The sequence below is a fragment of the Peribacillus sp. NPDC058075 genome (assembly GCF_042885195.1).
In the GTDB taxonomy this organism is placed as follows: domain Bacteria; phylum Bacillota; class Bacilli; order Bacillales; family DSM-1321; genus Peribacillus.
The window spans coordinates 2907217-2919460 of record NZ_JBHVSL010000001.1 but is presented as its reverse complement, the minus strand read 5'-3'; the positions used below and the strand labels follow the sequence as shown (position 1 = coordinate 2919460).

12 protein-coding genes are annotated in these 12244 nt (G+C 40.9%); 7 read left to right on the top strand and 5 right to left on the bottom strand.

All coding sequences use genetic code 11. The annotated features are described in order from the left end of the window. The first annotated feature begins 15 nt into the window (after window positions 1-15). From ACFVS1_RS14480 to ACFVS1_RS14470, 3 genes are read left to right on the top strand one after another with little or no spacing between them, the layout of a single operon-like run. Window positions 16-795 carry an SDR family NAD(P)-dependent oxidoreductase gene (locus ACFVS1_RS14480; RefSeq protein WP_387548292.1) on the top strand — a complete coding sequence of 260 codons (780 nt, stop codon included), beginning with the start codon at window positions 16-18 and terminating at the stop codon, window positions 793-795. Between the two features lie 17 nt (window positions 796-812). Continuing rightward, window positions 813-1592 (top strand): enoyl-CoA hydratase/isomerase family protein, encoded by a 780-nt coding sequence (locus ACFVS1_RS14475; RefSeq protein WP_387548290.1) that lies wholly within the window; start codon window positions 813-815, stop codon window positions 1590-1592. A gap of 16 nt (window positions 1593-1608) precedes the next feature. After that, window positions 1609-2586 carry a quinone oxidoreductase family protein gene (locus ACFVS1_RS14470; protein ID WP_387548287.1) on the top strand — a complete coding sequence of 326 codons (978 nt, stop codon included), beginning with the start codon at window positions 1609-1611 and terminating at the stop codon, window positions 2584-2586. Window positions 2587-2646: 60 nt separating this feature from the next. On the opposite strand, the gene ACFVS1_RS14465 is transcribed toward ACFVS1_RS14470, so the two are convergent. Then, complete coding sequence (locus ACFVS1_RS14465) at window positions 2647-2982, bottom strand: DUF3905 domain-containing protein (RefSeq protein ID WP_352921705.1); 336 nt, start codon at window positions 2980-2982, stop codon at window positions 2647-2649. Between the two features lie 129 nt (window positions 2983-3111). On the opposite strand from ACFVS1_RS14465, the gene ACFVS1_RS14460 reads away from it, so the two are divergent. Together ACFVS1_RS14460 and ACFVS1_RS14455 are read left to right on the top strand one after the other, a co-directional pair. After that, window positions 3112-3270 (top strand): hypothetical protein, encoded by a 159-nt coding sequence (locus tag ACFVS1_RS14460; RefSeq protein ID WP_094246584.1) that lies wholly within the window; start codon window positions 3112-3114, stop codon window positions 3268-3270. Next, window positions 3270-3416 (top strand): hypothetical protein, encoded by a 147-nt coding sequence (locus ACFVS1_RS14455; protein ID WP_387548284.1) that lies wholly within the window; start codon window positions 3270-3272, stop codon window positions 3414-3416. The genes ACFVS1_RS14460 and ACFVS1_RS14455 overlap by 1 nt, the downstream gene beginning before the upstream one ends. 37 nt (window positions 3417-3453) lie before the next feature. Here ACFVS1_RS14455 and ACFVS1_RS14450 read toward each other — a convergent pair whose 3' ends face one another. Continuing rightward, window positions 3454-5214 carry a B12-binding domain-containing radical SAM protein gene (locus ACFVS1_RS14450; protein WP_352922634.1) on the bottom strand — a complete coding sequence of 587 codons (1761 nt, stop codon included), beginning with the start codon at window positions 5212-5214 and terminating at the stop codon, window positions 3454-3456. A gap of 198 nt (window positions 5215-5412) precedes the next feature. Continuing rightward, window positions 5413-6438: an acyltransferase family protein gene (locus ACFVS1_RS14445; RefSeq protein WP_241590467.1), complete on the bottom strand. Its 1026-nt coding sequence runs from the start codon at window positions 6436-6438 to the stop codon at window positions 5413-5415. Window positions 6439-6695: 257 nt separating this feature from the next. Here ACFVS1_RS14445 and ACFVS1_RS14440 point away from each other — a divergent pair, with 257 nt between their 5' ends. Next, on the top strand, window positions 6696-8855 hold the full coding sequence (locus tag ACFVS1_RS14440) for a PAS domain S-box protein (protein ID WP_387548282.1): 2160 nt from the start codon (window positions 6696-6698) through the stop codon (window positions 8853-8855). 566 nt (window positions 8856-9421) lie between these two features. Beyond that, window positions 9422-9661 (top strand): aspartyl-phosphate phosphatase Spo0E family protein, encoded by a 240-nt coding sequence (locus tag ACFVS1_RS14435; RefSeq protein WP_101224501.1) that lies wholly within the window; start codon window positions 9422-9424, stop codon window positions 9659-9661. A gap of 296 nt (window positions 9662-9957) precedes the next feature. Here the strand turns inward: ACFVS1_RS14435 and ACFVS1_RS14430 are convergent, their stop codons facing one another. Then, window positions 9958-10689 (bottom strand): ZIP family metal transporter, encoded by a 732-nt coding sequence (locus ACFVS1_RS14430; protein WP_387548279.1) that lies wholly within the window; start codon window positions 10687-10689, stop codon window positions 9958-9960. A gap of 113 nt (window positions 10690-10802) precedes the next feature. Further along, the gene (locus ACFVS1_RS14425; RefSeq protein ID WP_387548276.1) at window positions 10803-12026 is read right to left on the bottom strand and encodes an MFS transporter; all 1224 of its coding nucleotides are present in this window, start codon (window positions 12024-12026) and stop codon (window positions 10803-10805) included. Window positions 12027-12244 lie beyond the last annotated feature (218 nt).

Genomic DNA, 12244 nt, shown 5'->3' with positions numbered 1-12244 from the left:
TAAGGAGTGAAGGGGATGAGGTTTTCACAATCAATAGCTGTAGTGACAGGTGCAGGCTCCGGTATTGGGAAAGCTACAGCGATGCGCCTATCGGACGAAGGGGCTAAAGTGTTGTTGGTAGGGCGGACGAAAGGAAAGCTTGAGGAAGCAGCTGCAGAAATCAATGCCAGGCATACGATTCCCGTGGCCGACATTTTCCCTGCAGATGTTACCGTCGAGGAGGATGTAATAGAGCTGGCCATGTATGTAAAGGAACAATATCGTGACCTTCACATTTTAATCAATAACGCAGGTGGATCAAAATCCTCGAAGCTTTTAGATACATCTGCAGCTGATTGGGATATGATTCAGCATGTCAATTTGAAAAGTGTCTTTCTTGTTTCCAAGTACTTGGGGAAAGTGATGGAAGAAAGAGCGGGCAGTGGAAATGAGGGCGCCGCCAATCGGGCAATCGTGAATGTGGCTTCACTGTCAGGGCATCAGGCAGGGGCATTCATCCCGCATTACAGCTCTGCTAAAGCAGGTGTTATCAGTTTAACTAAATCATTGGCATTGGAACTCGCTGCAGTAGGCATTCGGGTCAATTCCGTATCACCTGGATTCATTGAAACTCCATTAACGGAGAATGGATTGCAAAATGAAAAATTCGTAAAGTCCATTCAACGGAACACAGCACTGGAAAGAGTGGGGAAAGCGGAAGAAATAAGTAATGTCATTACGTTCGCTGCTTCCCCAGAGGCTTCCTATATGACTGGGACGGATTTATTGGTGGATGGCGGCTGGTTGATCAAATAGAAAAAGGGGATGGGTACATGTTAAAAGAACACTTATTGACAGAAGTAATTGATAATGTAATGATTCTGACTTTGAATCGTCCTGAAAGCTTGAATGCGTTTAGTCCTGATATGATTGCAAGCTTAACGAAAGCGATTAAGGATGTAAAACATACACCACATATAAGGGCCGTCATCATCAAAGGGGCGGGAAGGTCGTTCACGGCAGGAGGAGACGTAAAGTCGATGGGGAAGGCCTCGGCAGGTCAATTGTATGATCATGTCGGAAGAATGAACGAATGTATATTGGCTTTGGATGCATCTGAGATTCCCGTAATCGCTGCCGTCCATGGATTTGCGGCAGGGGCAGGATTCAATTTGGCACTCGCTTGTGATTTGATTGTGGCTTCCGATGATAGTCAATTTGCCATGAGTTTTTCACAGGTAGGCCTGATTTCTGATGGGGGGGGTTCTTATTTTTTACCTAAATTAGTAGGGCCCCACCTTGCAAAGCAGCTCTTCTTTTCTGCCGAACCGATTTCTGCGGAGCGCTTATACCAGTTAGGTGTCATTAATTATATATACCCACTCAATCAACTTGAAGAAGAATCATTGAAACTTGCGGAAAAGCTGGCAAATGGACCGACAAAAGCTTATGGAATGATGAAAAGGCTCGTTAGTCATTCATTGACGGCTACACTTGATGAAATACTCGAACAGGAGCGCATCACGCAAACCTTGATGGCTTCAACAGAAGATCATCTGGAGGGAGTTGCAGCATTCAAAGAAAAGAGAAAACCGGAATTTACAGGGAATTAATAAGGGAGGGATAAAGATGAGAGCCATTCATTTTGAAGAATACGGCGGACCGGAAGTACTGAAATTGACTGAAATGGAAAGACCAGTGCCAACTGGGCATGAAGTTCTGATTGAAATCGATTGTGTCGGCGTCAATTATGCAGATACAGCCAGAAGGGAAGGGCAATATGTAGTACCTACGCCGCTTCCGTTCATTCCAGGTGCGGAAGTGGCTGGGGTTGTGGTGGAAGTTGGTGGAAAGGTGACTAAAATCAAACCTGGTGCAAGGGTCGTGAGTTTAATTGAATCAGGGGGATATTCAGAGTACGCCCTATCTGATGAATTCTCGGCCATTCCGCTTCCTGATGCCATTCATTTCCATGAAGCTGTTGCCCTGCCCCTTCAAGGTCTGAGCGCCTATCATATTTTAAAGACAATGGGACGCATGCAACAGGGGGATACGGTATTGGTTCATGCTGCTGCAGGTGGAGTGGGAACGATTGCTGTCCAGCTAGCTAAAATCTTCGGGGCTGGAAAAGTGATTGCCACAGCCAGCACAGCGGAAAAGTTGGAGCTGGCTAAAGAGATGGGGGCAGATGAACTCATCGATTACACGAAAGAAGGATGGGAAATGCAAGTCCGTGAGGTCACGTCCGGCAAGGGAGTAGACTTGGCGCTGGAAATGGCTGGAGGGGATATTTTCAATAAAACATTGAAATGTCTGGCACCATTTGGACGTCTAGTTGTTTTTGGTAATGCCAGCCGTAAGCCTTATACGATGAACCCGCAGCAATTAATGAGGCGCAATCAATCCGTCGTTGGTTTTTTCCTGCCACAGATCATGAAACACCCAGATTTACTATTGCCCAGCATTCAAGAACTTTTTGCATATGTCGCGTCTGGGGAACTTAAGCTAACCATCGGCGGCATCTATCCAATTGAAAAGGCAGCAGCCGTCCATGAGGAAATGAACGCCCGTCAAACAAAAGGGAAGTTGATTTTGCAGGTTAAATGAGAAGAAGGGGTGTGATGCCCCCCTTGTATGATAACGGGATTTTTGCCCTTCTAGAACGATTCAATCCGTATCGGTGCTGACATCTTTATCGGGATGCATGAAAGGCGGCTGCGGCGCTCTTTTAGACTCTAACAATTCACGGTTTTCGGTTGAATTCCAGCCTATATCATTGGTGGGGTGTATCCATTCGTCTCCAGCCATGATTTCCGGATCTGTATCTTCACTCCAATTTTCGAGTGGTGAGTTTTCGGATGCATATTTACTGTCGCCGATGACGACTCCATAATCATTAACGAATGGAGCCTGTGGTTTTATGCCGGATCCTTTAAAGCTTGGTGCGTTAATTTGGTGTGGTTGAGTATCGTCGATCATTGGTGAATCCAATTTTTTTTTCATATAGTGTCGTGTCTCCCTTTCCGTTTTACGGTTATTTTTCTCGTCTGTCCCTATATTATCCCTGAATAATTTCCGGCATTTTTACCCCATTCTAATGATGTAAACTATATTAAAAAGGGTGGATGAAAAATGAAACGGAAAGCCAATGTGGATGGTGCTGTCAAAGCAAGTAAAACACCAAAAAGAAACCAAGCTGAAAATGAATTTTCCAATGAGTTCGCAATGGAGGAAAACGCAATGAAAGGTGCCAACCGTAATTCAAAGCAAGGCAGAAAAGGAAGAAGTTAATGGATAAAGAAAAACGGGACAGCGAAGAAAAGTTGGGAGAACATGTACGAACGGAATTTGGAATCGAATTCAGCGGCGATATGAACGCAACAAAAATTTATGAAAATTTGGCAAAAGAAAATAAAAAACGGGAAAGTGATAAGTAAATAAGGACGGACCCAATTCTTGGGTCCGTCCTTATTCTTAAAGCATGATGCTGCCAGATTTTGAGAGAGGGAATATCGTTGATCCCTTACCACTCGGATCAAAATAGGCAAGCATGAACGATGGTTTATCGACGATTGTTCCCTCAGCTAAATACGTTTCCAAATCAAAGGGAAGTGCCTCGAGCAATGTGTGTTTGTGTATTTCCTTTTCATTAAGGGCCAAAGCTGTGAAAGAGGAACCAAGCTGTTCAGGGTTATTCAGAATATCTTCATATATCTCTTTGCGCCCATTTTTATCTAATGAAGCTTCCCACCAAGGTTTACGTGGTTTGTATTTTTGATTCATGAAATAATCCATTTTCATGAGTCCGATGATGTTTTTCAGTTCTGGAGATTCCCGGGAAGCCAAAAACTGCTGTAAACGTCTGAACAAGTCTTCAAGCTGATGTCCGATTCGTGACCACCCTTGTTCATCCCAATAGGTACCGAAATCTTGAAAGAAGTCGAACGGTGATTGAAATACCGTTTGGACAAGATATTCCGTTGTATGGTCCATTCTATGATCGTTCCAGTATTTTTCAAGGACATCTTCAACTTGTTTAATGCGGACAATGTCATCGAAGGATAAAACATTATTCCCCAGGATTTCATAGGGAGCATGTTCGCTGTATATATATTGGTGTTCATTGGCACGTATCCGTAAGCCAGTGCCTCGAAGCATCTTTAAGAAACCAAGCTGCATCTCTTCGGGTCTGAGTTCGAAAACATCATTGAAGGTCTTTCTGAAAGAATGATAATCTTCTTCTGGTAAACCGGCAATTAGGTCTAAATGCTGATCAATTTTCTGACCTTCTTTTACCATGGTTACGGTCCTTGTCAGTTTTTCGAAATTCTGCCTTCTCATAACTAGATCATTCGTATGATCATTCGTCGATTGTACGCCTATTTCAAAGCGGAACAGACCTGCAGGGGCATTATCGTTCAAGAACTGGATAACTTCCGGACGCATGATGTCCGCCGTGATCTCGAATTGGAAAACCACACCGGGAAGATGTTCATCAATTAAGAATTGAAACATTTCCATGGCATAGCTTCTGCTGATATTGAAGGTTCGGTCAACGAACTTAATGGTCTTTGCTCCATTAGACATTAGGTACCTGATATCTTCTTTAATCTTTTCACGATCAAAATACCTGACACCCACTTCAATCGATGAAAGGCAAAATTGGCAGCTAAAAGGGCAACCTCGGCTAGTTTCGATATAGGTGACACGTTTTGATAGGTCGCCACGGTCTTCCTCCAAACGATATGGAGTAGGGAGGGATTTCAAATCTACTTTGCCGTTCTGAGGCTGGATGATTTTTTTCCCATCCTGCCGATACGCAATGCCGCCGACCTTCTTATAGTCATTCGAACCTTCGATTTCAGATAAAAGGGCCTTAAAGGTGACTTCACCTTCCCCAATTACGATGAAATCAGCCCCGGGAATCTGATCAAGCCATTCCCCAACGTCATAAGTGACTTCAGGTCCGCCCAGGATGATAACCAATTTTGGATTGATCTTCTTCAGCATGGCTACGACCTTCATTGTTTCCTCGATGTTCCAAATATAGCAGCTGAACCCGATTACGTCAGGTTTTTTGGAATGAAGGTCACCTACTATGTTCATAATCGGATCCTTTATTGTATATTCTGCCAGCTGTACATCATAATCTGGCTGGGCATAAGCTTTTAAATATCGGATAGATAGCGATGTATGGATATATTTTGCATTAAGAGTACTGATTATTATATTCATGGTTAAAGGGCGTAAAAAAACGCCTGACTCCTTTCGTGTACATGTCTTTTTAAGCCAACAAGCACTAACGAGTAATTTTACCATAGCGTGCTTCATTTGAAAAATGAGTTATTGTATTGAAGGGTAATTAATCTTTACACCTTGAAGGTTGATATGAAATAAAAACGGATAAAGCAGAAAATGCTTCATCCGTTATATTTAAAAAGCTTGTTTAATATATTCTTTTGTTTTAGTCATGAAACGTTTTGTTTTGGTCGCCTTCAATTCGATGATCGGCTGTGCCATCGTAGCGATCATTTCACTTGATAAAAGCACCGTAATCAAGAAAGAGAGACCGGCGAGCATGATGAAGCTCTCTGTATTGCTGAAGTATTCCTGTATGGTGCTTTCACGGAAAAACCGAATGAAGAAACCATGCAGCAGATAGACATAAAGGGTTTGTTTACCCCAATTTGTAAAGAAATATTGTCCGCGTGGGATGAATGAAAGGAAGCTGAACACTGAAATGATGCTCAATCCATAAAATCCTAGGCGTTTGAACATGGACACGATTGTCGCATCTTCGAGTTCGGCATATGGTTTCGAACCGAGCAGCCATTTATAATTGATATCGGTATTTAAATAAAAACCGATAAAAATCACTAACATGACACTAAGTGATGCCAAACGAACTTTGGGCGTGAATAGTTTTTTTAAATGGTCCTTGCTTAAATGGTATCCGATCAAGAACATCGGGAAAAAAACGAATGTCCTGGAAAGACTAAGGTAATTGGAGATATTGTCAATATATCCAATCACTAATGCGATTAAAATAGATAAACCTATGCCTACTGATGGCTTTAGCTTTGAAAAACCAAGCAGCATGATGTTCCAGCAGAATAAACTGATCAAGAACCATAGCGACCATTGGGGATCGAGCAGGTCTACGGTGATGGCAGAGCGTTCATATAAGAAATAATAGTAAACGGTATATATCAATTGGAAAATGATGTAAGGTAAAATTAGTTTTTTGGTAATTTTAGCTAAATACCCTTTTTGATAAAAACCTTTCGCAAAGAAACCTGAAACCAGGATAAAGGCAGGCATATGAAAGGAATAAATGGTTTTATATAATGCATAAATCGTTTCACTGTCATGTATATACGTATTCAGCAAATGTCCAAAGACGACAAAAGCCATCAGAATAAACTTGGCGTTATCGAAGAAAAAATCACGTTGTTTCATTATTGCCTCCATTTAATAAATTTTTAAGGTAGCTAGAAAGAAAGCATTGTTATTTTTTATACCCTAAATACCTTGTACGAAATCAATATTTATTAAATTTATTATAAAAATCTTAAATTAAGCTTAACGCTAAGTTTTATAGTATTCAATATACTATAATTTGATATATAGGGTAATTTTGGTTCGGAAATACCGAGGAAAATCAAGATGGATGTCGAATAAAGTGGGTAAGTAGGGGTCTTGATGAGGGGGTTAATATGAATATCGGTTTTGAGAATGAAACGGGATATAAACAGGAAATTATAAAATTGAATAAACAAATCGAAGGGTATTTGAATATTTTCAATTCAATGTCAGAGCCTTATATTAGGGTTGATGAGGAACTGCGTATCACTTTTGCCAATGATGCCTCATGTGCCCTGCTGGAATCATCGAAAGATCAGCTGGAGTCCATGAAGATAACTGATTTTCTCGATGTCATCCCTTTAAATAATCAGGAAGTGTCAAGTTCCCTAAAAACCTCGAATGAATCTGAAAGGCAAATTATCCAGCTTCATACCGGAGCCCTTAAGCAAATAGAGTTTGTGCGTATGGGAGATCTTTCCGAAGGACAGCAGTTCTATCGTTTGGGGGATGTGACATTGGATGTTTCTTCGTTAAGGGAAACAAGGATGTCAAGGCAGATGTTTTTGGACATTTTTGATACAGCCATAGAAAGTATCGTTCTATTCGACAGTTCAGGAATAATCATGGAAGTGAACCATGCCTTCATCCATGTCATGGGCATACCGAAAAAAGAGATTGTCGGTAAGAATATGAGGGACCTCATATCCCCTGATTATCGGGGATATTGGGATGAGAGCATACAAAAAGCCTTTTATGAGTCGAACTTCAAAGGAGAGGTAGAGATTAAGGTTGGGGATGAACTGCATCACTTTACTTTTTCCATAAGTTCAACGGTAGGAAATGAATTATATATGTCGGTGCTTCGAAGAATCACAGATTCTAATATAATAGAAAAAAAGTTAGAGACGAGCGAACGGATTTTTGCGGAATTATTCGACCAGTCCATGGATGCGATCATATTCTGGAATGATGATGGAATCATTTTTCGGGTCAATCATTCAGCATGTAAAATATTCGAGTCCAGCAGAGAGGATTTGATAGGCAGTTATATCTGGAAATACGTGTACAGCAATAATCACCATTTTGATCAGATGATGGAAACGTTTGCGAGAGACACCCAAGTTCGGGATGAGCTGATTTATAAAATGCCTAATAACCAAATTAAATTGCTTGAATTGACTGCCAAAAAGCATGAAGGTGACGGGTATAACGTAACGATATTTCGAAATGTCAGTGAGCGCTGGTTGATTGAGAAGGAATTAAGGGATAGTGAGAAGAAGTTCAGGAAGATTTTTGAGGGAACATTAGACGGCTTGATTCTCTGGAATCATGAAGGGTTCACGGATATTAATGAAGCGGGTCAAAAAATATTGGAGATTTCAAAGCGTAAACTGCTTTCTTTATCTGTTAAGGGATTCATCGAAAAAATCCCTGATAATGCTCCTGTCTTGAACGCTCACATTGAAAATGTTTATAAGCATGAGGTCTACTCATCCATCATTCCAATCACATTCGAAGATGGAAGATTAAAGCATATTGAATTTTTGACAAGGAAAAATTTATATTCGAACCTGAATTTAAGCATTTTCCGAGATGTGAGTAAAAGTCTCGAAATGCAGGAACAGATCAGGAAATCGGATACTTTGAATGTCGTTGGTGAACTTGCGGCCGGAATTGCTCACGAAATCAGGAATCCAATGACAGCCTTAAAAGGTTTTATCCAGTTGCTTGAGGATGGTGTCAAGGGGGAATTTTCCACATACTTTCATGTAATTACTTCCGAAATTAAGCGAATCGAAACCATTATCACGGAATTTTTAGTACTGGCAAAACCGCAGGCGCTAAAAATTTTCAAACAAGATGTTCATACCATATTGAGAGAGACACTGGAATTACTGGCTGCTCAGGCACTGTTGGAAAATATTCAATTCGAGACAGACTTTGAAGAAGAGGAATTTAACGTTTTATGTGAAGCGAACCAGTTAAAGCAAGTGTTCATTAACATCATCAAAAATGCATTGGAAGTCATGCCGGATGGGGGATCCGTTTCCATTAAAACAAGCCGATTTTCAGAGAAATACGTTTGCATTTCAATTACTGACAAAGGCATGGGGATTTCAACGGAAATGCTAAAAAAATTGGGTGAACCTTTTTATACGACGAAGGATAGGGGAACGGGGCTCGGGCTCATGGTCAGCTATAAAATCATTGAAGAGCATAATGGCTATATAGAAGTGGAAAGCGAAGTAGGAAAAGGGACATGCTTTCATATTTATTTGCCTTTCGAGTAGAAGATTTTTGCGACATTACTGCCGAATTACCGGCTAGCCGAGACACCGTTAGATTAGACTTGGCAGGCAGTCGGGGGAAAGGGAGCGGATTTCTGAAAATAACTAAACGTTTTTCGTAAAGAAAGGTTCTATCTAATTTATTAAACAAACTAATAAACTGCAGACAAACTGGCTTTTCTTCGAATTTTCTACAGTCTGGGGAATCCTTATTGGATTCCTTTTTTTGTTCCATCATTATTATTTTGGAAGCACAATTAAGATCATTAAAAATGTTGTGCTTTCATTAATGGGAAGCTGCTGAATTAAGGAAGCGGAAACGAAGAATGCCCTCAAATTGGGGAACTTTCGAATCATTTTTCGAGCAGAATTCATATGATTTCTTTCTGATCATTAGAAGGTTTTATGGTTAGAAATTTCCGTCATATCCTGTCTGCTAGAGGGTAAAGCTTTATCGCAATTTAAGAAGTTTTGTCTTTTTTTGCGAATCTATTTACATATAAGGCATATTTTGTAATACTTCTTTATTATAATGTAACTTTAAAAGGGCAGGAGTAGTGAATGTAGTTATGAATTCTAGGTGTGCAATGGAAATTTGTTCTGAGATTCGAATGAAGCGTTGGGAAATGATGGAGTTGGCCAAAATGTATGGACTAGGTCATGAGTATACCCTGCGCCAAAGCGAGCAACTTGATAAACTAATAAATGAATATTTGATCCTTCAACATCATTCATCGGAAGTGAGAAATAAGCGGGAAGAAATGGTTGTTATAGTGCAGCAGCCCTTTAATGATGACATAACTTTTTAGCGGGAACTGAATGCATGCATGACTTTTTAAGCAGGCAGGGAGATAATCCCCTTTTTGCGATTTCCCATGAAGGAACCTTTATGAACAAATCATTTAAAACAATTAAAGAAAGACTTATATATACAAGAAATATCTTTGTGTTTTTCATGGACTTGAGGAATATAACGCGGGAGACCACCAGAAGGTGTCCTTCATGCATCGGGATTCGTTTAGAGGTCTTACTTTTTCTGAGTGGAATAATATAAAAAGTAAGGGCTGACTCACTTGATGGAGCCAGCCATGGCAGGTAGGGGAAATTACAAAACTTCCAATAATATTACCATGAACAAAAGGCCGATAATGAAGGAATAGGTAGATGTTCGTTCATTACCATCCCCATGGCTTTCAGGAATCAATTCCTTATAAACGATGAAAAGCATGGCCCCGGCGGCGAAAGCTAGGCCGTATGGAACCAGGAACCCAATGTATGAGGTTAAATAGTAACCTAATAAGCCCGTAATTATTTCGATGGTACCGGTTAAGGTTGCTATCAGAAACGATGTGATTTTACCGATTTTTTGATTAATTAAAAACAAGGCTACCAGTAAGCCTTCCGGTGCATTTTGCAGGCCGATGGCAAAAGCGACCAAGTTACCTGTATCAGCTGTATCAGAGGCATAACTGACCCCGACGGAAAGACCCTCAGGAATATTATGAAGTGTAATGGCAGTGATGATGAGCAAAGCCTTTTCATCGAACTGAATGCCACTTTTCGTATGGCTGAGATCAATATGAGGAATGTTTTTTTCCATGATCGTTAGTGTCATTACCCCGAGAAACACTCCGATGACTAGCTGAATATACCCTCCGGTGGCCAGAGACTCCGGGATCAGGCTCAATAACGAAGCAGCCATCATGATTCCAGCGGTGAATGCCAGAAGCGTGTCTCTGAATCGATGTGTGATTGAACCTTGAATGAACAAGATCGGTAACGCACCAAACCCTGTAGACATAGCAGATAGGATGCTGCCTAATAAAACTCCACTCATAAATTTCTCCTTTGTATGGTACTTATCGTTACTCATTGTAAACTTTTGGGTGAAACAATAATTTATTGTATTTAGACATGAAAAATATGTTCCAGAAATTAACAATTTTGCAGTTACTCTTCTGCATACCATTTTTTCAATGTTTGATCAGTCGGCAGCGACATGCTTATGATTCCCAGCAATGGCAGGAATCCCACTAGTTTAATCATCGATTCGATTCCAATTATATCGGCAATGGCTCCCAATGAAACGGATCCAATGGCACCCATTCCAAAGGCCAACCCAACAGTCAAGCCAGCCATCGTCCCTACTTTTCCCGGGACCAATTCCTGTGCGTATATAACAGTGACGGAAAAACTGCTCATTATAATGAATCCCGCCATCAATAATAAGATAAAAGCGGCTGTAGGAGGTACGAATGGTAAAAGTGCGGTCATTGGCATGCTGGCAGCGAAAGAAAAGAAAATGACATTTTTGCGACCGAATCTATCAGCAAGCGGACCTCCGAAAAACGTACCTACAGCACCAGCGGCTAAAAAGGCAAAGAGGAAATATTGTGCGGATTTTATCGTGAATGAATACTGCTCGATTAAATAAAAGCTGTAAAAGTTCGTCATGCAAGATACATACCAAGAACGTGCAAAAATAATGAATAAAATCAGTACCAGGGCTTTTGCCACTTTATGGGACCGCTCTTTATTGATTACTTTTGCAGCTCGCTTTTTAGGCTGGAAGTGAACTAATTTTTGGGAATACCACTTGGCAATATACAGCAATAGGATAACGGCCATTAAGGCAACCAGGGCGAACCAGAGCGCGCCTGGTTGCCCAAAAGGAACAAGTACGATGGCTGTGATGAGCGGGGCAAGTGCCTGCCCGCTATTCCCTCCGACTTGATAAATTGATTGTGCCAGGCCTCTCTTTGATCCGCCTGCCATGTAGGCAACCCTGGAACCTTCCGGATGGAATATGGCTGACCCTAAGCCCATCAAGATGACTGCACCAAGGATAATGGTATAGTTTGGGGCAAGTGCAAGAATGATGACCCCGATTAAAGTACTGGTCAACCCAATGGGCAATGCATATGGAAATGGCTTTTTATCCGTATAGAACCCAACTGCCGGCTGCAGAAGCGATGAGACGATATTCAGGCAGAATGCGATCATCCCCAGCTGTGTATACGTTAATGACATTGATTTTTCGAGGATTGGGAACATGGCCGGTACGACGGCCTGTAGAGAATCATTCATTAAATGGCATATGCCTATGATGATCATGATTTTAAGAGTCATATCCTGTTTTTGCGGTTTTGTTTTAATGGCAGCGATACTTCCCATCTGTTTATTTCCTTCTTCCTGATTGAGATTTTTACCTATTCAATTAATAGATTCAAGAGGCATGCACCGTATGCATGACATCTTAAAATAAATCGGAATCGTTACTAGTCTTCATAAAAAATGAAACCCTTCAAAGTCTATGAATGTTTTATCAGCGGTAAGCTGATTGTAACGGTTGTACCGTTTTGAGGTTTACTTGAAAACTTGATGGTACCGTT